This window comes from Providencia sp. PROV197, from assembly GCF_028479625.1.
In the GTDB taxonomy this organism is placed as follows: Bacteria; Pseudomonadota; Gammaproteobacteria; order Enterobacterales; family Enterobacteriaceae; genus Providencia; species Providencia vermicola.
The window spans coordinates 18,874-43,313 of sequence record NZ_JAMPNZ010000020.1 but is presented as its reverse complement, the minus strand read 5'-3'; the positions used below and the strand labels follow the sequence as shown (position 1 = coordinate 43,313).

Genomic DNA, 24,440 nt, shown 5'->3' with positions numbered 1-24,440 from the left:
TAGCTATGGTTTATATATTTACCTCTTTTATTAAATTTATAATATGAGACAGAAAATAATGTTGATGAATGATCTTTACAGATTTTATATTTATCATTGCCACTTTAGTGACAATGATAAATATATTTTCGAACAGAAAAAACCCGTGAATGATGTCACGGGTTTTTTAGGCTGTTCAATTGATGAATAGGGCTAGAGCATCATTCCACCGAACAGGAAGCCGAAAGTGACGGCTAATGCGACAGCAATGGTACCAGGGATAAAGAATGGGTGGTTGAAGACGAAGCGACCAATGCGCGTTGTCCCTGTATCATCCATTTGTACCGCAGCAACCAGTGTCGGGTAAGTCGGCAGAATAAACAGACCAGAAACCGCAGAGAATGACGCAATTGCAGTCAGTGGGCTAACACCTAAAGCCAGTGCCATTGGCATCAATGCTTTTGCTGTTGCTGCTTGTGAATACAGAAGCGCAGAACAGAAGAAGAAGATAACCGCTAGCATCCAAGAATGTTCGTGGATTAAGTCACCCGCAGTTGCTTTGATCCACTCAAGGTTGTGTTGTACGAAAGTATCACCTAACCAAGCCACACCTAAGATACAGATACATGCACTCATACCTGCTTTAAAGGTACTGGAGTTCAAGATAGCATCGGTATTTACGCGACAAAGGATAGTAATCAACGTTGCTACAGTCAGCATGATGATCAAAATCGCATTGGTGGTGTTCATCAATGGTGTTTCGACAATCCCTAAGCTTGGGCTATTGATGATGGCATAACAGACAACACCGATAACACCTAATAAGAACAGCATAACGGAAGATTTAGCACCAGGTTTGATTTCTTTGACTTGGCTACCACGCAGTTCAATTAAGCCTTCTGCTAAACGTTTTTGATAGATTGGGTCATCAGAAAGTTTAGAGTTAAACGTCCAAGAGATAATAAATGACATCAACATAATCGCGAGGAAGGTTGATGGCAGTAAAATTCCCAGCAGGGTGATGTAGCTGACTGTATTACCAGCACCCATCATCGCAGGGTTTTCCATGACCGATGCCATATAGACAACCGCAGCAGAAATTGGTGATGCAGTAATACCAATCTGAGCAGCAACGACCGCTGTTGATAATGGACGGCAAGGTTTAACGCCTTGTTCTTTTGCGACTTCTGCAATTACAGGTAGTGTGGCTAAAGAGATATTACCTGTACCTGCAAAGAGCGTCAGAAAGTAAGTGACAACTGGGGCAAGAATAGTGATGTATTTAGGATTGCGGCGCAGTAATTTTTCTGTTTGAGCAACTAAATAATCTAAACCGCCTGCAATTTGCATCGCAGAGATAGCGGCGATAACAGCCATGATGATGGAGATAACGTCAAATGGAATGGTACCTGGTTTCACGCCAATTGCAGCGAGTACCAGTACACCAAGGCCACCGGCAAAGCCGATACCTATCCCACCAAGACGGGCCCCCAAAAAAATGGCCAGCAGAACAATGACAAATTCTACGGCTAACATAGTGTTTACTCCTCGACAAAATGAAAATTAAAATTATGAAACTGTTATGTTAATTTTTTGTGTGTGCATGAATCAAAAAAGGCACGCTTTCCGATGAGAGGCGTGCCTTTATTTTTTTAAGTATTATTTATGATAAACATAAACTTTTAGTCATCAAAACGTTTTGCTTTGTAAGCTGGGTGTTTTAAGTTCTCAACAGAGAAAATATCATCCAGCTCTGCTTCAGTTAGTAAACCGCGTTCCAGCACAACTTCACGGACGCTCTTACCTGTTTCTGCACAGATTTTACCTACGATATCACCGTTATGGTGGCCAATGAATGGGTTCAAGTAGGTCACGATACCGATTGACTTAAAGACAAACGCTTCGCAGATTTCTTTGTTCACAGTAATACCGCTAATGCATTTCTCTTGCAGATTGCGACATGCATTGCTCATCAGAGAAATAGACTCGAACATTGCTTGACCGATAGCTGGTTCCATTACGTTTAACTGTAATTGGCCTGCTTCAGCTGCCATTGTTACGCAGATATCGTTACCAATAACTTTGAAACACGCTTGGTTAACCACTTCTGGAATCACTGGGTTAACTTTTGCTGGCATGATAGAAGAACCTGCTTGTAACTCAGGTAAGTTGATTTCTTTAAGACCTGCACGAGGGCCGGAAGATAGCAGGCGTAAGTCGTTACAGATTTTAGACAGTTTCATTGCCAGACGTTTTAAGCCTGCGTGAACAGTGATGTAAGCACCACAGTCAGAAGTTGCTTCGATTAAGTCTTCAGCAGGAACGCATGGTAAACCAGTCACTTCAGCTAATTTTTTCACTGCCAGTTCTGAATAACCAGGTGCGGTATTCAGGCCTGTACCGATAGCCGTTGCACCTAAGTTAACTTCGAGCAGTAATTCGATGCTACGTTTCAGATTTTTCTCTTCTTCTTTCAGAAGGGTAGCGAAAGCATGGAATTCTTGGCCGACGGTCATTGGAACGGCATCCTGTAACTGGGTACGACCCATTTTCAGAATGTCTTTGTATTCTTCAGCTTTAGCTTCAAAGCCTTTTTTCAGGTATTCAACAGATTCAATTAACTTCAGTACAGAGTTATACACTGCGATACGGAACCCAGTAGGGTAAGCATCGTTAGTGGATTGGCTTTTGTTCAGGTGGTCATTAGGGTTTAGGAATTCATATTCCCCTTTTTTATGCCCCATCAGTTCAAGACCGATATTTGCAAGAACCTCGTTGGTATTCATATTCAGTGATGTGCCCGCACCACCTTGGAATACGTCAACAGGGAACTGGTCCATGCATTTGCCTTCATTTAAAACAACATCACATGCTTTGATGATGGTTTCCGCGATATTACGTGGAATTGTGTGTTGTTCTTTGTTGGCTAAAGCCGCCGCTTTTTTAACCATAACCATGCCGCGAATAAATTCTGGGACATCGTTAATAGTGCGGTCGCTGATATAAAAGTTTTCAATCGCACGCAGAGTATGAACACCATAATAGGCATCGGCTGGAACTTCTTTTTTACCTAACAGGTCTTCTTCGATACGAGTATTGTTTGACATGAGAACCTTCTTAATTAGATTACAGTTACTGTCCGTTTATGCGCTTTTTAAAAATCCATATATCGTAAAAACAAAACTTAACAGGTGATTAATATCGCAAAATAAAACTTTACAAGCGATTAACACCTTCTACTACGTTATCAGCATTATGATCTACTGATTTATGGGTAGATAATATGCCTTTAATGAAACAATGCCTTGAACCTAGATCACTATATAGTTTGATTTATGCAACAGATTTTACGTTGTGTGATATTCATCACAGATAAGTCTGGTTAATCAAAAAACTCTATGAGTTGAAAAACGTTATCTTTGCCCCAATTATTATGGCTATACTAAAGAAAAAAGCGAACATTGATAGTTGTCTCTTAGATGCAGTTCACAAAGGTTTTCCGAGGGGCGTAAAATAGTTGATAGCTTATTGAAATAAAGGAGAACTTGTGCGCTGGTTACCACTAATTCTGATATGTATTCTCATTTACATTGAATCGGTTATTTTCGTGAGAGTCGCTTCCGAAGTGGGAGTTCTAATGACGCTAATTTTAGTGGTCTTAACTTCCTGTTTGGGGGTCTCCTTGGTGAAAAACCAAGGCATGAAAAATGTCCTGCAAATCCAACAAAAATTAGCGTCTGGTGAAAGCCCAGCGGCAGAGATGATTAAAAGCGTTGCGCTCGTTTTAGCGGGCTTTTTACTCATCGTGCCAGGGTTTTTCACTGACTTTATTGGTTTATTGTTATTACTTCCACCAGTACAAAAACTTATCGTAATGCGATTAATCCCGCATATTCGTTTCTATCAACCTGGCGCGGGTTTTAATCAGTCAAGAAATGGCGGATATCAAAACGGTAATACGTTTGATGGCGAATTCCAACGTAAACAAGACGACCCGTCTTTTACCATTGATAACACTGATAAATCAGACTCATCAGATAAAGACGACCGCCCGAAACCGTAAATCCTTCGTATTTGTGGGGAGATAAAAATGAAAAATTTTTTATCTCCCCCCTTGAAGTCCCTCTGTCTAGCCCCAATCTGCTCAAACATGGTACTAGTTTATTTAAGACATGCTGGTATCGTCCTTTTACCTAGTGTGGACTTTATTTATAGGAGAACTATTAATGAAAATTCGTCCATTGCATGACCGTGTTATCGTTAAACGTAAAGAAGTAGAATCTAAATCTGCGGGTGGCATTGTTCTGACCGGTACTGCGGCAGGCAAATCAACGCGTGGTGAAGTTCTGGCAGTAGGCCAAGGCCGCATCCTCGAAAATGGCGAAATTAAAGCGCTGGATGTGAAAGTTGGCGATATCGTTATTTTTAACGACGGTTATGGCGTGAAAGCTGAAAAAATCGACAATGAAGAAGTCCTGATCATGTCTGAAAGTGACATCCTGGCAATTGTTGAAGCGTAATTTTCACTTAAAACTTCTCAACGAACGAAAAGAATTTGAAGGAAAGAGATAATGGCAGCTAAAGACGTTAAATTTGGTAGTGATGCACGTACGAAAATGCTTCGTGGTGTGAATGTTCTGGCAGACGCAGTTAAAGTAACCTTAGGTCCTAAAGGCCGTAATGTTGTTTTAGACAAATCATTTGGCTCACCTGTTATCACTAAAGACGGTGTTTCTGTTGCACGTGAAATCGAATTAGAAGATAGATTCGAAAACATGGGTGCTCAGATGGTCAAAGAAGTTGCCTCTAAAGCAAATGATGCTGCGGGTGACGGTACAACAACAGCAACAGTGTTAGCACAAGCTATCATCACTGAAGGTTTAAAAGCGGTTGCTGCGGGTATGAACCCAATGGACCTGAAACGTGGTATTGATAAAGCAGTTGTTGCTGCGGTTGAAGAGCTGAAAGCACTGTCTGTTCCATGTTCAGATACCAAAGCGATTGCACAGGTGGGTACTATTTCTGCAAACTCTGACGAAACCGTTGGTCGTTTAATCGCAGAAGCAATGGATAAAGTCGGCAAAGAAGGCGTTATCACCGTTGAAGAAGGTACAGGTCTGGAAGATGAGCTGGATGTGGTTGAAGGTATGCAGTTTGACCGCGGTTACCTGTCTCCTTACTTCATCAACAAACCAGAAACTGGTGCAGTTGAGTTAGAAAACCCATTCATCCTGTTAGTTGACAAAAAAGTCTCTAACATCCGTGAATTACTGCCAGTATTAGAAGGCGTTGCGAAAGCAAGCAAGCCACTGCTGATCATCGCTGAAGATGTTGAAGGTGAAGCGCTGGCTACCTTAGTGGTTAACACCATGCGTGGTATCGTTAAAGTGGCAGCGGTTAAAGCTCCAGGCTTCGGCGACCGTCGTAAAGCAATGCTGCAAGATATCGCAACTCTGACTAACGGTACTGTTATCTCTGAAGAGATCGGTATGGAGTTAGAAAAAGCAACATTAGAAGACTTAGGTCAAGCCAAACGTATCGTGATCAATAAAGACACCACCACTATCATTGATGGTATCGGTGAAGAAGACGCGATCGCAGGCCGTGTTGCTCAAATCCGTCAACAAATCGAAGAATCTTCTTCAGATTACGACCGTGAAAAACTGCAAGAGCGCGTTGCTAAATTAGCTGGCGGTGTTGCGGTAATTAAAGTTGGTGCAGCAACTGAAGTTGAAATGAAAGAAAAACGTGCTCGCGTTGATGATGCTCTGCATGCAACTCGTGCTGCTGTTGAAGAAGGCGTTGTTGCTGGTGGTGGTACTGCACTAGTTCGCGTTGCAGCTAAACTTGATGCACTGAGAGGCGACAACGAAGAACAAAACGTTGGTATTCGTGTTGCTCTGCGTGCGATGGAAGCGCCAATGCGTCAAATCGTCACCAACGCAGGTGAAGAAGCGTCTGTGGTTGTTAACAACGTGAAAGCAGCGAAAGGTAACGAGGGTTACAACGCAGCAACTGACACTTATGGCGATATGATCGACATGGGTATCTTGGATCCAACTAAAGTCACGCGTTCTGCTCTGCAATTTGCAGCCTCTATCGCTGGCCTGATGATCACCACTGAAGCGATGATCACTGACCTGCCAAAATCTGATGCACCTGACTTAGGTGGCGCTGGTATGGGCGGCATGGGTGGAATGGGCGGCATGATGTAAGCCATTTGGCAAACATCATGCACTAGTCACGAATATTTGTGACTTAGCCTGAATAAGACCAGCACGGTGGAGTTATCTCGCCGCGCTGGTTTTTTTTGGTTTTTAATTATATCGAACCATTAATTATAGATAATAATTAATATCCCCAATCAATGTACAATTGATGCGAAACACGATTTATTTTTGCGTCGACATTGCTTAGCGGGTTATATTTAACGTAAGGTAAGTGGTTTGAATTAGCAAAGAATAGGGCAGTTTCTTGATTAATTTGTGGTAGACTCTATTCGGCTGGTGATGTGTGGCAATTGTGACGCAGTATGCGGAGCACTTCCTAGCGATTTATGATATACCGTATTAGGGCTAATAATTTTTCAAACCAGCTGCAAAAACACAATGAAAAATGAGGGAAAACATGCGAATTAAAGTCTTGCTTGGTGCTGCTGCATTACTGCTATTAGCGGGTTGTTCAACGTCAACTAACTTGACTGCGGCAGGCTCACAAGTTCGTTTTGTTGAGAATCAACCTGGAAGTGATTGCCAACTTCTCGGTCAGGTTGCAGGGACACAAAGCAACTGGTTGAGTGGTGTAAATAATGAATCCAGCTCAATGCGTAGCGCAGCGAATGATTTGCGCAATAAAGCGGCTGAAATGGGCGGAAATGTAATTTTCGGCGCGACGAGCCCTAGTGAAACCGTGTTATCTAGCTTTATCCCGCTAGACAGCAAAATGGTTGGCCAAGTCTATAAATGCCCCTAAAATGAATTAGCGACGCCCAAATAACTATTATTTGGGCGTTTTGCTGATTAGCTCTGCCTTAAATTGAGATCAAGCAGCGTTTTGCTAGGTTCTCCACCAATTTCCCGTGCAAGTTTAGGTACGAGATATCCCGATACCTTACTCAATAATTGTTGTATCAATTGGCGCGCTTCGATATCGCTGACTAAAAAATGGGCAGCACCTTGCACTTTATCCAATACATGCAAGTAGTAAGGCAGAATCCCTGCGTCAAATAAGGCATTGCTCAAATTCATCAGCGCCGTCACGTTATCATTCACTTGGCGTAGTAAAACGCTTTGATTTAATAACGTCACACCCGCTTTTTTGAGCTTTTGCATTGATCTGGTGAATGCCTCGTCAATCTCATTAGCGTGGTTAATATGCGTGACCATAACGACTTGCAAGCGCGAGCGTGCCAGTCTTTCACATAGTGCATCTGTGATCCGCTCTGGGATAACAACAGGCAAACGCGTATGAATTCTCAACCGGCTGATATGGGGAATATCCTCCAATTGGCTAATCAACCAATCGAGTTCATGGTCTTTTGCCATTAACGGATCACCACCAGAGAAGATGATTTCATTGAGTTCGGTGTGGTTTTTTATATAATCCACAGCCATCAACCAGTTATTTTTATTTCCTTTGTTATCTTCATAAGGAAAGTGCCGGCGAAAACAGTAGCGACAGTTCACTGCACAGCCACCTTTAACGAGCAGTAATGCGCGGTTGTGGTATTTATGCAGTAAGCTTGGGATCTCATTATCCTGCTCTTCCAGCGGGTCGGTAGAAAAACCAGGATGGACATCAAACTCGGCTTTTGCGGTTAATACCTGCAATAACAGCGGGTCTAGTGGATCGCCTTTTTTCATTCGTGAGATAAATGGCATTGGGACACGCAACGGAAATAATTGACGTGCCTCACGGCCTTCTTGCGAAGCAAGATGATTTTCCAAGTTCAGTATTTGCAGCAATTCATCAGGATTAGTGATTGCTTCAGCAAGTTGTTGTATCCAGACTTCTCTGGATGAGGTATTTTGAGTTACAATATCGACCATTTTTTGGCTATGCCATTTTTAGTTTATAAATTAGAGGATCACCATGGCTACTTATAGTACCAATGAATTCCGCTCAGGTCTTAAAATCATGTTAGATGGCGAGCCTTGTGTCGTTTTAGAAAGCGAATTCGTAAAACCGGGTAAAGGTCAAGCGTTCGCACGTGTGCGCATCCGTAAACTGATTTCTAACAAACTGTTGGAAAAAACCTTTAAATCTACTGATTCTGTTGAAGGCGCAGATGTCATGGATATGAACTTAACTTACCTGTACAACGACGGTGAGTTCTGGCATTTCATGAACAACGAAACTTTCGAGCAGTTAGCCGCGGATGAAAAAACCGTTGGCGACAACGCAAAATGGTTAGTTGACCAAGCAGAATGTATTTTAACACTGTGGGACGGTCGTCCTATCGCGGTAACGCCACCTAACTTTGTTGAGTTAGAAATTACCGATACTGACCCAGGCCTGAAAGGTGATACCGCAGGTACAGGTGGAAAACCTGCAACACTGAGCACTGGCGCAGTTGTTAAGGTTCCTCTGTTTGTTCAGATCGGTGAAGTTATCCGTGTTGATACTCGCTCAGGCGAATACGTTTCACGCGTAAAATAACGGCGTATCCTATACGGAATCGTTAAAAATAAAAAGCCGTGGTCGAGTGCCACGGCTTTTTTTGCATCTTTTTCTGGCCTAACAGCACTTAAACCCACCTTTTCCGCCATAACGTGCATCCTGGCGCTCTTTAAAAAACTCCTCGTAAGTCATCGGAGTTTGATCGGGGTGAGTCCGCTGCATATGGGCGACGTAGTTGTCGTAGTCGGGAACGCCGACCATCATTTTTGCCGCTTGGCCGAGGTATTTTGCGGCTTTCCCTAAATCTCCAAACATTTTTTTCTCCTTCATACTTCGCGCTACAGCGTTGTTGACTGCTCTCGGCTACCCAAGTCACATACTAGGGCATGCTCCTAGTTTCTCCTTCATACTTCACGCTGTTGCAGCGTTGGCTTCATTCGCTAACCCTAGTCACATACTGGTGTATGCTCCTAGGGATTATCTTCTTTGCCGCCTTGCTCCAACGTGAATTATTTTGGAGAAAGAGCGTGTACCCAAAACATGAAAACTTTTTTCGCGAAAATCAATGATGACGCGTATTGGCCACGATTTCCTCGTAGTTGGCTGGCATTGGCTCGTATGGCACTTCATTCGCGGTTGGTTCGCTTGATTTTAACGCTTTAAGCGCGGTGCGGATGGAGAACAGAGCCAGTAAAACCACAACAATCATAAAGAAAATCGTTAAGCCAGCATCTAAACGGTTATTGAAAATCAACTGTGTGAGCTGAGATTCCGTATATTGTGCTGGAATATTACCGCTATCAATCATCGCTTGGAATTTATTCGCTACAGCTAAGAAACCAACGCGGGCATCTTCACTGAAGGTCTTTTCCCAGCCAGCGGTCATGGTACAAATCAGTAACCAAGCCGTTGGGACGAGAGCAACCCATGCGTATTTTTGGCGCTTCATTTTGAACAGTACCACAGCACACAGCATTAACGCCATACCTGCCAGCATCTGGTTTGCGATACCAAAAAGCGGCCATAAGGTATTAATACCACCAAGTGGGTCGACAACACCTTGATGGAGGAAGTAACCCCACGCAAGCACACACAAGGCAGTTGCTATCAGGTTAGCAGGTAGGGAGTCTGTTCGTTTTAATGACGGGGAAACCACACCCAGTAAATCTTGTAGCATAAAACGTGCCGCTCGAGTTCCTGCATCCACCGCGGTTAAAATAAATAATGCTTCAAATAAGATGGCAAAGTGGTACCAGAACGCCACATTCATCAGACCACCAAGCGCCCCATGCAGAATATAGGCCATCCCAACAGCAAGCGTTGGCGCACCACCAGCACGGGAGATAATACTGGTTTCACCGACTTCACTGGCAATGGTGTTGAGCTGCTCTGGGGTTATTTGGAAGCCCCAACTGCTCACCACTTGTGCGGCAGAAGCGACCACATCTTCGGTGCCTGCTGGTGCCAACATTGCCATTGGACTGTTCATGGCGAAATACACACCAGGGTCAATCACACACGCTGCGACTAACGCCATGATGGCAACAAATGACTCCATTAACATACCGCCGTAGCCGATAAAACAAGCTTGGTTCTCATTCGCTAACATCTTCGGCGTAGTACCCGAAGAAATCAGTGCATGGAAGCCAGAAACAGCACCACAGGCAATAGTAATAAATAAGAATGGGAACAAATCTCCTGCCCATACAGGGCCTGTACCATCAATATATTTCGTGAGTGATGGCATTTGCAGGTTTGGGTTTAAAATTAAAATACCAATAGCGAGACCAATAATCGTCCCGATTTTTAGGAAGGTTGAAAGGTAATCACGCGGTGCAAGCAGTAACCAAACGGGCAAAACAGCGGCAACAAAGCCATATCCAACTAACATCCACGTTAATTGTACGCCAGTATAGTCAAAGTACGGTGCCCATGTTTCACTTTCGGCAACCCATCCACCTGAAATAATAGCGAAAACAAGGAACACCAGCCCAATAATAGACACTTCACCAATGCGCCCTGGGCGAATATAACGGGTATAGATCCCCATAAAAATCGCCAGTGGAATAGTGAATGCGACGGTGTAGGTTCCCCATGGACTGTGAGTTAAGGCTTTTACTACGATCATCGCAAGTACTGCTAAAATGATCACCATGATCATAAAGCAGGCTATCAAAGCGAGAACACCTGCGGTATTGCCCATTTCTTCTTTGACTAACTCGCCGAGCGAACGTCCATCTCGGCGTGTCGAAACAAACAACACCATAAAGTCTTGTACGGCGCCTGCGAGTACGACCCCAGCAAGCAACCACAGCATACCAGGGAGGTAACCCATTTGCGCGGCAAGCACTGGACCGACTAAGGGGCCAGCGCCTGCAATCGCAGCAAAATGGTGACCAAATAACACTTTTTTATCTGTTGGAACGTAATCTAATCCATCATTATGACGAATTGCTGGTGTCATACGTGTTTCGTCAACTTGCAGGACTTTTTTCGCGATAAACAACCCATAATAACGGTACGCAATGAGATAAATACATACTGCTGCGACCACAATCCACAGCGCATTTATTTGTTCACCACGATATAAGGCGATGTAACCGAGTGAAAAAGCACCGAGCAGAGCGAGCACAATCCAAATAAATTGTTTACCCATAGTCATCCCCATCTGTTCAATGAATGATATCTGTTATTTATTTAAGTAAAACTGAGGAAGATATAGCGATAGTTAAGTTAAAGAAAAAGTAGCTAAAACGAGACACCTAATTGAAATTTTAGATAAATTCGATAATTGCAGTGAATATCACTAATCCAAGATCATTTATTGGATTTTATCTGGTTTTGAACTAGCGAATAGCTAGTGGTGTTGGTATTTATCTTATTTTTATTAATAATGCAATATTTTCATCTAAACAAAGAGGTAGGAGAATAAAATGGAAACGAATGAGAGTGTTGATTACCGAAAGTTAAAAACCTTCGGTAATCAAATGAGTTATCTTAGGTGTGTCTTAAGCGTTGGATAATTTTTTTGCCAAAAAGCGTCGTAATAAGACCGAACATGATCAAAATTAAACCAGCGACTTGTATGCCATTAATATGCTCACCAAGGAATAATGCACTGCTGCTTAAACCGAACACTGGCACTAATAATGAAAACGGTGCAACACGCCATGCTTCATAGCGCCCGAGCAGTACACCCCATAGGCCGTAACCGACAAAAGTGGATAAATAAGCTAAATACAAAATCACTCCGAGCACAGGCCAATCAAAGCCTGTTAATCCGTCCACAATGGCATCTTCGCCCTCAAGTATCCACGAACTAATTAGGAAAGGAATAATGGGGATCAGCGCACTCCAACTGACGAGAGACAACGCACTGCATTTTTCTGCACCTTGATTTTGCATAATAATTCGGTTGGTAATATTACCACAAGCCCATGATAAACCAGCAATTAATGTGAATGCCAAACCGAGCATTGGAATATCATCTAACCCGCCTGCTGTCGCACCATTGGCTAACACCGTTAATCCTGCGATAGCGATAAACATGCCAATAAAATGGGTTGGTTGTAGCGTTTCCTTTAAAATCATGGCACCAAGTAATAAGGTAAAAAAGGCTTGAGATTGCAAAATAACGGAGGTGATCCCCGCAGGCATACCAACGCGGATAGCACAGAATAAAAAGGCAAATTGACCAAAGCTGATGGTTAACCCATACAATAATAACAATTTAAACGGAATTTTAGGCCGCTTGAAAATAAAAATGGCAGGAAAGGCAACAAAAACAAAGCGTAATGCCCCAAGGAGTAATGGCGGAAGCGCGGTCACACCGAGCTTGATAATGACAAAATTAACACCCCAAATAATGACCACACAGAGGGCAAGTAATATATCTTTGAAATTCATGCTAATTTCTCGATGGATAGGCTCGATAAGATTTTCTACTTTACCCTTGCTAAGGAGGGAGTGCGATATCAATGATGCTTATTAGCAAAAAACAGAATAAACAGGTTAAAAAAGGTCGCTAATTTATATTTATTTGTTATTTTTCGTTGCTTGAGTCTGTGCTGGTGAATGTTTATAATGAGGTACACATCACACGTATTCAGGACGACCTGGATCTCGTCATTCAATTATGGGGACGACCCCGAGTTATATACGGGAGCAACGACCATGGCATGGATCGTCCTTTTATTTGCAGGTTTACTCGAAGTGGTTTGGGCTGTAGGGTTAAAGTACGCCCATGGCTTTACACGCTTAACACCTAGTATTATTACAATTGTCGCGATTATCGCCAGTATGGGCTTATTAGCCTATGCTATGCGTGACTTACCTGTCGGAACGGCTTATGCAATTTGGACGGGGATTGGTGCTGTGGGTACGGCTATTGTTGGGATTATTTTCCTTGGTGAATCTGCGAATATGTTTCGTTTATTAAGCCTTGCGTTGATTATTACAGGGCTAATTGGCTTAAAAATATCGAGTTAGTTTTCAAATCAAATATTATTTAATTAAAAATGAATAATAAGCGGGTGACAGAAAAAGTTACCCGCTTTATTTTTTGATATTTTTTGGGCATAAAGAAAACGGCTCTTTTGTTATTTTTCGTTATAACGAGATGGCCAAATTTCTGCAGGTTCCATACCTAAAAACTCTGCAATGATTCTTTCTCCCTTTGGCCAACGCCTTGATAGTGCATTGTTAAGTGTTGATGAATTTAGCCCTGCGGAACGCGATAATTCAGCAAGGGAAGAGTCTTTTTTCTTTATTGCCGCAATGATATCAGCAGGGTGCCAATCTTTTTTCATAATATCTCCAGTGTTATTAGTTGAATAATGCTTGGTAGTTTTAAGAATAATATTACTGTATTTTTTATTTTCTTTTTTTAATACTATTATTAAATTATGCTTTGAATGTTTTTTATTCTGTGATAGTGATATATATCCTTGGTTATTATTTTTTTTATTAACATTTAATTATATTAAAAGGAATTATTATGGATGTTAAGGGTGAACTCTTGGAAAAAACATGTTCAGGTTTAAAAAATACTTTTTCTAATTATTTTGATTGGAATGATATTGACTTGTCTTTTTCAAAAGTAGATATTTTAAATAGGCAGGTTTATACTACATCGAGTAATTATGATTGGGTTCTGATGTATTGGGATGCGGATTTGGATAAAGTGATTGGTGAGCGGCTATCGACAGGGATACAGTATTGGAGTAACTACTCAAAAGAATATATGAACACCTTATTAAGAACAGATAAGTGTAAACTAAAAGTGGATTTTTGTGCTAAATATGGAAGTGTATATGAAATTACGTCAATTAATTCTAAACGAAAGTTATCGATAAAAGATATAATGGCAATATATAAATGCCGACCTATTATTTCTGATTATACTCACGGAGTATGGAAACAAAATGATGAAAATTATTTACCATTAAGAAGTCGTTTAGATATACCAATAGAATGTAAGAACAGTATTAATGACTTAGAAAGTGAAATTTTAGATATTCACCAGTATATGCGTTTTGGAAATATTCGCTTTACTCGAAAAGAAATTATTACAATAAGAATGCTTCTATCTCATTGTAAAGTAAAGGAAATTAGCTATGCACAGGGATGTTCAGAGGTGTGTGAACACAAACGAATTCAAAGGATTAAAGAGAAACTTTCTTGCCCTCATGCTTCTTCAAGTGGCTTATTTAGTGCATTAAAAGAAAATGGAATTACACTCGCCTGCTTAGAAACTTTAGTCAATTATCCTTAATTTTCAATGTATAAGATAGCTGATGTATGAAATTCTAGGGATGATAAGGATAAAAAGATGAAATGGAAATTCAGGTTTGGTGCCGTCGCAGGTAATGCACTCGAATACTATGATATTGCTGTTTTTGCTGCAATATCAACTTATTTGAGCGCTGAGTTAACAAAGTTAGGTTATGAGCAAGCGACAGAAATGGTTTGGGGGATATTTGCACTGCGTTTTTTAATACGGCCTTTAGGCGGATATATTATAGGGCGCTATGCAGATACGGTTGGGAAAAAACCTGCCTTAATATTAACAAGCTTAATTACAGGTATTGCAACATTAATGATGGCTATATTACCTATTGAACTATTAGGTAACTATACACCAGTTGCTATATTAATATTACAACTCGCTTTGTCATTTAGTTTTGCAGGGGAGTATCCGTCTTTAATTACCTACTTATTTAAAGATGCACATATTAGAGAGCAAGCAAGAGTTTCGTCTATTATTGTCGGTAGTTCTTTGCTTGGTGTTATTGCTTCTTTAGGCATTGTTTTGGTGTTAAAAAATACGCTGAATGAAGATATGATGCAATCAATAGGTTGGCGAATTCCCTTATTCATAGGGGTTGCAAATATCTTAATGAGTTTTTGGTTTAGGTTTAATCTTCCAAATTATCAAGTGATTTCTAAAGATAAACAATCAATTAATTGGAAGAATGTGTTTTGGGTGTTTTTATTCACAATTCCTGGAACTGTTACATTTTATTCTCAAAACCTATCAACATCATTGATAATAGAGCAATTAAAGATTGAAGAAATAAAAAACTATTACGCAATTTTATCGTCAAGTTTACTTTTACTCCTCATGTTAATATGTGGTTGGCTAACGGATAAATACAGCTCAGCTAAGCAGGTCTTTAATATTGGCGTCATATTAATGGTTTTCTGTTCTGCACCGCTTTATCTCATATTGCAAACGAATAACTTATTACTCGTACTAATAGCTCAACTACTAATGTCTGTTTATTCAGCAATGATATTGTGTAATTTATCAGCAGTTCTCATCAGTAAGTCAAATGGGCAGGCGGCAATTTTAGGCATTGGTTATAATGGCGCTTCAGCTTCTCTTGGAGGGATCACGCCTTTAATTGTCAGTTACCTTAGCCAATATCACTTAGCTTACGTTGGGGCATTTATCGCTGTTTGTGGGTTATCGTATTTTATTTCCTATTTACTACCAAAGCACGCTCATACTTAGCTTTTTCTCCATTCATCCCCTCGTTCAATGAGCTGAATGAGGGGATGCGCACTATTTTTTAGAGTAACAAAACCGCTACAAGACCCATGCAGTCCGGGCACCGACAGTGGTACTTTTATGCAATCGAGTATGGCTAAGGCAAAATGCATCAATGCCTGCGCTATGTTGTGAATACCACGCACCACCGCGCATTAAGGCGCGTTCACCATAGTTACGCAGATAGATTTGATCATCTGATTGTTTAATTTTGTAAGGGGCGAGACCCAATATCTTCAATAAAGTCGGAATTTGTTCACCCTCGGTCGTTCCAACCAATCGAAACGGGCTATCTAACAGGCCCAGTGGGTAGCCTGAATCCATTGGCTCACCATTAAAATGATGGATCTGTGTCGAGATTATCGGGGTGCCAGCATTGCCATCAAGTTTGGCTATTGGTGAATCATATTTTGCACTTGATGGGCTATTAGGGGGGATTAACTCACCACTACTCATATCAATAGCTCGCCAATCTAACAATGCGTCATCAAGATGAATAGCGGCATCATTATTTTTTATGATTTGAATTTCTCCCGCGACTAGGCGTGCACCTGTTTGCCACTCCCAAAGGTTACCGACCAAATCGCTTATCCCTGAAAGTTGGTGATTATGGTACCAGCTTTCCCATTGTGCATTAGTTGGGGTTGTCGGGGTGCCTTGCAAACCGCCAGTCGCTAGCCCGTCAATTCGTGGAATAAATTCATCATGGTTAAAATAATTACGGCCGTAATCCGTATTACCATGAATAAGGTTATTGTGTTGATTAGTTAAGGCTGAGATGGCACTCCACTCTGCGTTAGTACTGATATGGCAGCCTTTACCTGATTGTTGCGCTAATGATTGAAATTGCGCTAAATCTAAATTGCATGCGGGTGATTGGTTGGGTTGGCTAACTAATTCATCATCTCGCAAACTTGCGCTGTAACAGGCGTAGAAAAAGGCATCAATAGGGCGCTCATGAATGATAAAAGCTGGATGGATACCAGTGCCTAAAGAGGGGGAAATGTCTTGTAAATCAAACTGGGGTACGATGAAGACATAGTTCGGCTGGCCTTTAGGGCTGTAAATAATGGTTCGTTGCCCATGGCTTTGTTTTTCAACTTGGGTTCGTAGTGGATCAGGGGAATAAATTGTGGTCATCATAAGCCTCTGTTTTAAAGGGAAACCCAGTAGCCTTCTTGCCACTTGATGGGTAAGAACTGTTCAGTAAAATCTTTGAAAACCGTATTAACATCCAGATCAGGGAATATGCTAGGGTGTAACCAAGTCGCAAATTTTAGAGCGGCAATAAAGCCAAATGGGCTGTCGTAAAAAGTGTGCCAAATAGCATGAACATGCTGCTGTTTGACTGCATGCAATGTTTTAAAGGCATTACGCTGCATTAAAATTTTAAGCCTTTGTTTTGCTAGCGGTAAATCTGCACCAGGGCCTAATCCTACCCAATTGCCTTTCGGGTTATAGCCACTCCAATCGGTGCCGGTGACAATCACCATTTGAGCTTGGGTGTGAATAATCGTCTCTTGGTTTAGAACACCATATGTTCCATGAATGTATTGGTTAGCAATATTCTCTCCACCCGCAAACGAGAGAAACTGACCAAAATTTCCGTTTCCGTAGGCTAAGCAACACTCTTCAGTAAAACCTGCTGCACGCTCAAGGAGTACTTTTGGCCTTATAGGATTTGCATTAGCGAGGCGAGTATTTACATTATCTAGTTGTGTTTTAATAAATCGATTGATGCGATGAGCCCTTTCTTGTAAACCAAAGACTTTCCCCATAATCGCAATGCTTTTCGGCGTATTGGTGAGTGGGTCAACACTCATATCAAGGGCAATAACAGGGACATTAGCGCGCAGTAAAAGCATAAGAAGCCCATTGGCTTGTAGACCCGAAAATGTGCCCGTTGTCGTGAAAATAATGTCAGGTTTGAGCTCCAAAATCGTTTCCAAATTAGCTTGCGCCCCGCCGATCGCGGGGAGGTGGGGTAATTGTTCAATCTTAGGAAACGCCGTACAGTATTGTTGGTAACTACGCAAATCAGCAGTACGAAAGTTACTGGGAACAGCGACAAGTTTCTCCACAAAATTGGGTATTCCCAATGTGGCAAAGAGAAAAATCAGTGATGGGTCAGCCAAATAAATTTTCTGTGCATTTTCTGGGTAAGCAATAGTGCGTCCAAGGATGTCTGTCACCTTGGGCATTGCGGCTGCGACAACTGGGCAAGGCATTGCACTTAACGTCGCCATTGCTAACCCTGCCTTAATCAAATTCCTTTTAGAACTTTCCATAAGTTGCTTACCTATTGAATTAAAAGTAGTAATTAAGTGTGGCAAGTAACGTTCTATTCGTGCCAATACTGCAATAGGTGGAACTGGTACAGCTGGCAACGTAGGATTTATTGGTGACATTACTGACAGTTAACCCCAATTCCATACCCGTGAGTTCAGGGGCTAATGCATCCATTTGGTACCTTGCGCTAATATCGCCAAGCCAGACTGCTGGTACTTTAAATGTGTTGGTGTTGTCACCCCATGTTTCGCCGAGATAACGCACGCCAACGCCGACTAAAGCGCCTTCGAGGTAAGGGGAGTGAAAACGGTAGTCAACCCATGCGGAGCCGCTGTGTTTAGGGACTTGAACAGGGTGCTTATTTAAGACTGAAAGGTCTTGGCTTTCGGTGATTTTATTATCAGTAAAGGCATAGCTCACCATGACATTCACTGACGGTGTTAATGCTATACGGCTTTCAAAATCAACCCCACGAGAGCGAATTTTCCCTGTTTGATTATAGTAATCTGGATTTAGCGGGTTATGGGTGGTGACATTTTTTTGTTCTAACTCATACGCTGCAACGCTTGCCATGAGGTTATCCGATTGGTATTTAAGCCCCACTTCGGCTTGTTTTGATTCGGTTGGGATAAAGGATTTTCCATCCGCATCTGTCCCTAAAACGGGGTCAAAGCTATCGGAAAAACTGATCCATGGCGAAAAGCCATTTTCAAAAGCATAGGTTAGCCCAACGCGTTGGCTCCAAGCGGAAGTGTCATTTTTTTGCGTTGTGTGAGAGAGGTTATTATCAGTATCTAAATAAGACCAATCATAGCGTCCACTGAGGATCAAATCCCATTGTTGCCAACTAAGTTGGTCTTGTAGATAAACCCCATAACGATCAAAACGTTGGGTTGTTGATGTGCGGGAAACGGGGTAAGGTTTAAATTCAGGATGATGAGGTTTCACCCATGGATCGAAACTGACGGTTTGCGAGCCCCACCAGTCTTTATCCAGCTTTCCAGTTTGAAAATCAAACCCAGTGAGTAACTCGTGGCGAATATCGCCAGTTTTAACTTTATAAACCAGTTGGTTATCAGCAACAAAGGTTTTGGATTTGCTTGGTGAATCTTGGTAAACCGCGGTGAGTAACCGATCCCCCGCTAAGAAGCCGCGCGTGAAGTCTCGTTTAATGTGGGTATCTACATCAGAGTAGCGCATATTTTGTTTCAGTGTGACGGACGAGCTGACTTGGTAGTCAACTAATGAGGTCACTGACCACTGTGTACGTGTGGATTTTTCATGTTTGGGGTCACTGTAGTTTTGAGTGAAATCCAGCTTTCCATTTGGGTTCGGTAGCAAGCCAATTGCTTGAGCAGGCAAGGTATTATAGTGGCCAATGTGTGGATCATGTTGATATTGGCTTAAGACTGTCCAATTGAGTTTTTCATTGGGTTGCCATGTGATAGAAGGGGCCAGTAAGTAGCGAGATTGCTTCGAGGAATTCACTTGTGAATCCGTTGATAGCGCTAATCCATTCATTCTATATAGCAATGTTTCATCGTCATTCATGGCTCCAGTGGTATCAAATTTGACGGCATTGTTATCAAAATTGCCTTTTTGGAACTGAATTTGATGTGATTCATTGGCACTTGGGCGGCGTGATTGCATATTGATAACCCCCCCAGCTCCTCCTTGACCATACAGTGCAGATGACGGCCCATGAACGGCTTCGATACTATTGAGTGTCCATGAATCAACTTGCGGCCCCCAGATCCCACTGTTGCCGATAACCCGTAATCCATCCAAGTAATAATCTGCATCGAAACCACGAATTTTTGAAAAATCGATACCGCCACCAAAGGCGCCAAATTTTTCGCTGGTTACGCCTGCGCTGTAGCGTAAGGCTTGGCTGATTGATTCAGAAGGCAAAGTATCCATTTGCTCGCGTTTAATCACCGAAACAAATTGCGGCGTTTCCAATAAGGTGGCTGAGCTTTTTGTGGCAGTAGATTGAGTTTTACTGGCATAGCCAATAGGTTCTTGGCCTTGGTTTTCTGCGGCAGTGACGACCAAGACGTCTGTTTTGGGCTTTGCATTTGCGGTATTTGAGCAAATCAGGGCGCAGACCAATAAACTTAGGGTGGAAAGCGTGTAGGTTCGATGAGTAAATTTATGCATGCAATTTTAGCCAATAAAGTAAAAGAGAAATTTTATGGCGTTAGCATAGATCGTCGACCGACCATCAGTCAATCTAATTAATAATCATTTGCATTTAATATTGAAGAAAGGGATTCGTAGGGTGAGTGAGAAATTATTTATCGTATTGATATTAAAAATAAATATGACAGCGTTCGAAATATTTTTTTGTGTGAGATTAAAACAACGCGAGCTCGTCTGGGCGATTCACTCGCTGTATTTTTTATTTAATCAGTTGGCTAAATCGCTTATACAAAATTTCGCCTAAATTTTGTTGAGTATATTCATGGCTATTGGCGAGGTTGTCCACGGCGGCATGCATAGAGTGGTAAATCATTGTTGCCATCAATTCATGTGGTAATTCTGGCCATGCTTTGTTTTGTTCACCGAAAGCTAAAATAGCTTTAATCTGTTCAACTGCACGGGTTTCATGGTCATTACTGCGCCCGTGGTATTCGTCATGAAATAACATGTCATGAATATTTTGCTTTTCAACATAGTATTTGACGCTATTTTCGCACCATGATTTGAGTTTGGCTGAGGCACTTTTTTGTGTATCTAAAGCAGATTGAATGTGGCCCAAATACCAGTCCATATAGCGGGTGCGTAAGGCTTCCATGATGTCATTTTTTGACTGGAAGTAGTGGTAAAACGTCCCTTTCGCCACATCCGCAGAGCGCACAATTTCACTGACAGTTGTGTTGACAAACCCTTTAGACAGAAAGAGCTCTTCCGCTGCATTCATCAGGTCATCAAGCCGTTCTTCTGCAGGTTTTGTTCTTGGCTTCTTAGGTGGTTGTGTCATTGGGTTTGTCTCTTAATGTCTTGTTCTAAAAAACAGTAGGAATAATGCATCATAGCATTGAAAGGCGATGTGTTAAAAGTTAGTCCATTGAAAGTATGGCCTTCTTGGTTCTATAGGTTACTTTTTGCTGAAAAAGTAAATAAGCGATGATCAAAAATAAATACATTAACGCCCCAATTAACCACACCCAGCCATCCCACATCGTCAGTGTTTGGCCAAAAATAACACTAAATAATAATGGGCCAATGACCCCTGTGGCATTGGTTAAACTGACGAGAACACCTTGCAGTTTGCCTTGATTTTCTTGGTTTACCTGAGTAGACATTAGCCCTTGAAGAGCAGGAAGCGCGATGCTTCCCCCCGCAAGCAGGATTAGCGTTGGGTAAATCATCCAACCTTCTGAGATAAATGATAAGATCAAAAATGCACTGCCATCGACAACGAATCCCACCAAAATCGTTGTTTTTTCATTAAATTTCTTAGCAATTGCCCCTGCAACGAATGCTTGAAATAGTGCATGCATCACGCCAAGCCCCGCTAAAGATAATCCGACTTCCATACTGCCCCATTGAAAGCGGCTTTCGGTAAATAATACCCAAGTAGTGGCAGGGATCTGCCCAATGAGCTGTGCCATAAAAAAGACGAAAAGCAGCAGGATGATTGGTTTTATTATTTGCATAAAGGGAATTGGCGACGGTTGATCTTCATGCTGATCATCCTGTACGGCGGTCTTACGTTGATCTTTAAAAATAACCCAAATCACCACAAAAGAGCATGCATTTAAGACCGCCGCAATCACAAAAGGCAAGTGAGGAGATAACTGCCCAGCAAAACCGCCAATTGCAGGGCCAGCGATTAAACCCACGCCAAACGCAGCCCCTAAACGACCAAACCACTTGGTACGTTGTTGTGGCAGTGTATGGTCGGCAATAACAGAAGCGGCTACCGCCCCTGTTGCACCGGTGATCCCTGAAATTAGGCGGCCTAAATACAGCATCCATAGTGAACTGGATAAAGCCAACAAAGTGTAGTCCAGCGCTGCCCCTGCAAGGGAGACCAACAAGATGGGCCTGCGGCCGAATTTATCAGACCATTTGCCAAGTATTGGAGCAAAAAAGACCTGCATGATGGCATATAAAGCCAACAAGATGCCGTAATGATTTGCCAAGTGTTCTATGGAGACATATTCACGGAGTAAGGCTGGTAAAACTGGCATGATCAACCCGATCCCCATCGCATCAAGGGCGGTGATCGTTAATGCGGTAATCGCAAATTTATTCATGGTTTTTTCTCTATCAGTGATAGATTTGGAATATATCCCTATCAGTGATAGAGTGTCAATGAAAAAATAAGGAGATGCTCATGGCGCGATTAAACAAAGAGACCATTATTACCGCTGCATTAGACTTACTAAATGAAGTGGGGATGGAAGGGGTAACAACACGAAAGTTAGCTCAAAAGCTTGGTGTAGAGCAGCCAACGTTGTACTGGCATGTGAAAAATAAGCGGGCTTTGTTGGATGAATTATCCGTTGAAATGCTAAAGCGCCATCATGACCACCCATTGCCAAAAGACAGTGAGACATGGCAGGAATTTTTGCGAAATAATGCGTTAAGCTTCCGTCGAGCGCTATTGAGCTACCGAGATGGGGCAAAAGTACATCTAGGGACTCGGCCTAGTGCGGAGCAATATTTCACGGTAGAAACCCAGCTGCAATTTATGGTGGATAACGGTTTTTCATTAAAAACGGGTTTGTATGCGATTAGTGCAGTGGGGCATTTTACGTTGGGAAGTGTGCTTGAACAGCAGGAGCATAGTGCTGCCCTGAATGAACGCGAAACAACGGATGAGAATGCAATGCCCCCATTATTAAAATCGGCGCTTCAAATCATGGATAATGATGATGGAACTGAGGCTTTTTTGTTTGGTTTAGATGCATTAATTCAAGGGATTAAACCTTAATCTTTAAGGTATGGCAAATAAGTGCAAAGCCATACCTTAAACAATGGAAAACTATTTAGAGCATTGCTTATCTATTTGGCGTTTTCTATCGACTGCTTTTTGTGCCGTTTGCATCGCCAATTGTTGGTCTGCTTGCATTCTTTTTGCGAATGCTTCAGGGTCATTACCCACTAACTCATAGAACAATTTATACTCAAGTGGTGCAACACACTTACATTTTTTCTCAACAGCCGCTTGTTGCTTTGCCCGTTTTTTATCTACTGAAGATTGTGCTTCCCCTGCCATGGGCAAATAACTGTAGGTGTTTGTGCTGACACATTCATTATAGAAATCTTTTTCGGTTGGCATTTCATTAGCACTTTCATTTCCCGCGGAAAACGAATTGGCATGGGCGGGTAATATTATGACTCCAGAAAGAAACAGCGAAATAAATAATCCTTTAAATTTCATTTTATTTTCTCTTACCATGAGTGATATAAAAATAGAGACGGTTAGTCTCTAACTTGTTTAAGTAAATATGATTAGTTTAACTTATTGATTTAAATTGGATAAATTAAGTTTTTATTATCCTTTACTTATCATAACAAGCCGATTTTTTATAACAACTAAGGTTAGTCTGAATTAAAATAAACACTATTTTAGAACAGGTAATATCTATTTTTGCGTAGTTTAAGGGTTATTTTCTATTAAATTTCATGATTAAACTTTAATTTCCTAGCCATAAAAAAATACCCCATCGTTTTCACGTATGGGGTATTGGTTCGTTTTTAGATTATTGCGTGATTACAAGGTAAATACACCAATCAGGGCAATAACACTAATGATTGCAGACCCACCATAGAAAACCCATTTTGTCGCTGGGACATGGATTTTAAAATCATGCAGTGTGTGGTGAATACGGTGCATCCCACACCAAACAGGCAGGATAATCATCAGTAGTAAGAATACACGGCCGATAAAGCTTTGGCTAAATGCCATAATACGCTCATAGCTCAGCATTTCTGGTGCAACACCCAGTGGAATTAAAATTCCTAACAGAATGATGATAGCAGGGCCAATTACGGCGCTCCACATACCACCTGCACCAAATAATCCCCAGAAAATCGGCTCATCGGAACGTTTAGGCGTTAGATTCATCAGATTCTCCTTAGATTAAAATAACAATGCGATAGCTAAGATTGCTGCGGTAACAACAATCGTGAGAGCCCAGAAGCCTTTAACGATAGGCTCATCAGACATTTTCTTATCTTTCACAATAATACTGACGGCCTTTGGTGCAAGGTTGAACCACGTTGTGGTGTGCAGCAATGTAGCAGCCAGTGTAATAATGTTAATGATAAGAATGATTGGGTTACTTAAGAACCCAACAAAGCCAGCCCATGATTCAGGACCGCTTTTTAGCGCAAATACCCCATACAGGACTAAAATACTGAACCAGACCTGAAGGACTGAGGTGCTTTCACGCATGATGTAAAAGCGGTAGAAACCCAGCTTTTGCCACCAGTCGCCCTTCATTTCTCTGACATAGGGTTTACGTTTCGTAGTCATGACTTCAAT

General features: G+C 41.8%; 24 protein-coding genes. 9 read left to right on the top strand and 15 right to left on the bottom strand.

All coding sequences use genetic code 11. The features are described 5' to 3' along the window. Nucleotides 1-192: 192 nt before the first annotated feature. Together PR808_RS11295 and aspA are read right to left on the bottom strand one after the other, a co-directional pair. On the bottom strand, nt 193-1,515 hold the full coding sequence (locus tag PR808_RS11295; RefSeq protein ID WP_206083462.1) for an anaerobic C4-dicarboxylate transporter: 1,323 nt from the start codon (nt 1,513-1,515) through the stop codon (nt 193-195). 146 nt (nt 1,516-1,661) lie between these two features. Then, a complete protein-coding gene (gene aspA, locus PR808_RS11290; protein ID WP_206083463.1) occupies nt 1,662-3,086 on the bottom strand; it encodes an aspartate ammonia-lyase in 1,425 nt (474 codons plus the stop codon). A gap of 440 nt (nt 3,087-3,526) precedes the next feature. Here aspA and PR808_RS11285 point away from each other — a divergent pair, with 440 nt between their 5' ends. The 4 genes from PR808_RS11285 to PR808_RS11270 all read left to right on the top strand — a co-directional run bounded on the left by PR808_RS11285 (nt 3,527) and on the right by PR808_RS11270 (nt 6,951). Beyond that, the gene (locus PR808_RS11285) at nt 3,527-4,042 is read left to right on the top strand and encodes an FxsA family protein (protein WP_206083464.1); all 516 of its coding nucleotides are present in this window, start codon (nt 3,527-3,529) and stop codon (nt 4,040-4,042) included. A 163-nt stretch (nt 4,043-4,205) separates the two neighbouring features. Continuing rightward, nucleotides 4,206-4,499 (top strand): co-chaperone GroES, encoded by a 294-nt coding sequence (locus PR808_RS11280; RefSeq protein WP_206083465.1) that lies wholly within the window; start codon nt 4,206-4,208, stop codon nt 4,497-4,499. Between the two features lie 51 nt (nt 4,500-4,550). Further along, a complete protein-coding gene (groL, locus tag PR808_RS11275; RefSeq protein WP_206083466.1) occupies nt 4,551-6,194 on the top strand; it encodes a chaperonin GroEL in 1,644 nt (547 codons plus the stop codon). Nucleotides 6,195-6,606: 412 nt separating this feature from the next. Continuing rightward, the gene (locus PR808_RS11270) at nt 6,607-6,951 is read left to right on the top strand and encodes a DUF4156 domain-containing protein (protein ID WP_047756639.1); all 345 of its coding nucleotides are present in this window, start codon (nt 6,607-6,609) and stop codon (nt 6,949-6,951) included. Between the two features lie 47 nt (nt 6,952-6,998). On the opposite strand, the gene epmB is transcribed toward PR808_RS11270, so the two are convergent. After that, entirely contained in the window at nt 6,999-8,027 is a 1,029-nt protein-coding gene (epmB, locus tag PR808_RS11265) for an EF-P beta-lysylation protein EpmB (RefSeq protein ID WP_272539319.1), read from the bottom strand. A 43-nt stretch (nt 8,028-8,070) separates the two neighbouring features. Here epmB and efp point away from each other — a divergent pair, with 43 nt between their 5' ends. Next, a complete protein-coding gene (efp, locus tag PR808_RS11260; protein ID WP_004258667.1) occupies nt 8,071-8,637 on the top strand; it encodes an elongation factor P in 567 nt (188 codons plus the stop codon). Between the two features lie 78 nt (nt 8,638-8,715). On the opposite strand, the gene PR808_RS11255 is transcribed toward efp, so the two are convergent. The 3 genes from PR808_RS11255 to PR808_RS11245 all read right to left on the bottom strand — a co-directional run bounded on the left by PR808_RS11255 (nt 8,716) and on the right by PR808_RS11245 (nt 12,504). Next, nucleotides 8,716-8,913 (bottom strand): YbdD/YjiX family protein, encoded by a 198-nt coding sequence (locus PR808_RS11255; RefSeq protein WP_272539318.1) that lies wholly within the window; start codon nt 8,911-8,913, stop codon nt 8,716-8,718. A 247-nt stretch (nt 8,914-9,160) separates the two neighbouring features. After that, nucleotides 9,161-11,254, bottom strand: a complete 2,094-nt coding sequence (gene cstA, locus PR808_RS11250; protein ID WP_272539317.1) for a pyruvate/proton symporter CstA — start codon at nt 11,252-11,254, stop codon at nt 9,161-9,163. A gap of 341 nt (nt 11,255-11,595) precedes the next feature. Next, a complete protein-coding gene (locus PR808_RS11245) occupies nt 11,596-12,504 on the bottom strand; it encodes an EamA family transporter (protein WP_206083470.1) in 909 nt (302 codons plus the stop codon). Between the two features lie 267 nt (nt 12,505-12,771). On the opposite strand from PR808_RS11245, the gene sugE reads away from it, so the two are divergent. Further along, nucleotides 12,772-13,086 (top strand): quaternary ammonium compound efflux SMR transporter SugE, encoded by a 315-nt coding sequence (sugE, locus tag PR808_RS11240; protein WP_206083471.1) that lies wholly within the window; start codon nt 12,772-12,774, stop codon nt 13,084-13,086. A 110-nt stretch (nt 13,087-13,196) separates the two neighbouring features. Here sugE and PR808_RS11235 read toward each other — a convergent pair whose 3' ends face one another. Continuing rightward, complete coding sequence (locus tag PR808_RS11235; protein ID WP_272539316.1) at nt 13,197-13,406, bottom strand: helix-turn-helix domain-containing protein; 210 nt, start codon at nt 13,404-13,406, stop codon at nt 13,197-13,199. Between the two features lie 188 nt (nt 13,407-13,594). Here PR808_RS11235 and PR808_RS11230 point away from each other — a divergent pair, with 188 nt between their 5' ends. Continuing rightward, complete coding sequence (locus tag PR808_RS11230; RefSeq protein ID WP_272539315.1) at nt 13,595-14,371, top strand: hypothetical protein; 777 nt, start codon at nt 13,595-13,597, stop codon at nt 14,369-14,371. Between the two features lie 57 nt (nt 14,372-14,428). Next, on the top strand, nt 14,429-15,613 hold the full coding sequence (locus PR808_RS11225; RefSeq protein ID WP_206083474.1) for an MFS transporter: 1,185 nt from the start codon (nt 14,429-14,431) through the stop codon (nt 15,611-15,613). 75 nt (nt 15,614-15,688) lie between these two features. Here PR808_RS11225 and PR808_RS11220 read toward each other — a convergent pair whose 3' ends face one another. The 5 genes from PR808_RS11220 to tet form a co-directional block, all read right to left on the bottom strand. Further along, complete coding sequence (locus tag PR808_RS11220) at nt 15,689-16,792, bottom strand: hypothetical protein (protein ID WP_206093507.1); 1,104 nt, start codon at nt 16,790-16,792, stop codon at nt 15,689-15,691. Nucleotides 16,793-16,803: 11 nt separating this feature from the next. Next, the gene (locus tag PR808_RS11215; protein WP_272539314.1) at nt 16,804-17,937 is read right to left on the bottom strand and encodes an ABC transporter substrate-binding protein; all 1,134 of its coding nucleotides are present in this window, start codon (nt 17,935-17,937) and stop codon (nt 16,804-16,806) included. Between the two features lie 19 nt (nt 17,938-17,956). Continuing rightward, on the bottom strand, nt 17,957-20,098 hold the full coding sequence (locus tag PR808_RS11210) for a TonB-dependent siderophore receptor (protein ID WP_206083477.1): 2,142 nt from the start codon (nt 20,096-20,098) through the stop codon (nt 17,957-17,959). Nucleotides 20,099-20,339: 241 nt separating this feature from the next. Then, complete coding sequence (locus tag PR808_RS11205) at nt 20,340-20,921, bottom strand: TetR/AcrR family transcriptional regulator (RefSeq protein ID WP_272539313.1); 582 nt, start codon at nt 20,919-20,921, stop codon at nt 20,340-20,342. Between the two features lie 79 nt (nt 20,922-21,000). Beyond that, complete coding sequence (tet, locus tag PR808_RS11200; RefSeq protein ID WP_272539312.1) at nt 21,001-22,203, bottom strand: Tet(A)/Tet(B)/Tet(C) family tetracycline efflux MFS transporter; 1,203 nt, start codon at nt 22,201-22,203, stop codon at nt 21,001-21,003. Between the two features lie 80 nt (nt 22,204-22,283). Between tet and tetR the strand changes: the two genes are divergently transcribed. Next, nucleotides 22,284-22,883, top strand: coding sequence for a tetracycline resistance transcriptional repressor TetR (tetR, locus tag PR808_RS11195; protein WP_272539311.1), 600 nt, complete (start codon nt 22,284-22,286; stop codon nt 22,881-22,883). 51 nt (nt 22,884-22,934) lie between these two features. Here the strand turns inward: tetR and PR808_RS11190 are convergent, their stop codons facing one another. The 3 genes from PR808_RS11190 to frdC all read right to left on the bottom strand — a co-directional run bounded on the left by PR808_RS11190 (nt 22,935) and on the right by frdC (nt 24,431). Continuing rightward, nucleotides 22,935-23,333, bottom strand: coding sequence for a hypothetical protein (locus PR808_RS11190; protein WP_272539310.1), 399 nt, complete (start codon nt 23,331-23,333; stop codon nt 22,935-22,937). Between the two features lie 333 nt (nt 23,334-23,666). Then, nucleotides 23,667-24,020: a fumarate reductase subunit FrdD gene (gene frdD / locus PR808_RS11185; protein ID WP_206083482.1), complete on the bottom strand. Its 354-nt coding sequence runs from the start codon at nt 24,018-24,020 to the stop codon at nt 23,667-23,669. A gap of 15 nt (nt 24,021-24,035) precedes the next feature. Beyond that, nucleotides 24,036-24,431 (bottom strand): fumarate reductase subunit FrdC, encoded by a 396-nt coding sequence (frdC, locus tag PR808_RS11180; RefSeq protein WP_004258617.1) that lies wholly within the window; start codon nt 24,429-24,431, stop codon nt 24,036-24,038. Nucleotides 24,432-24,440: the final 9 nt, after the last annotated feature.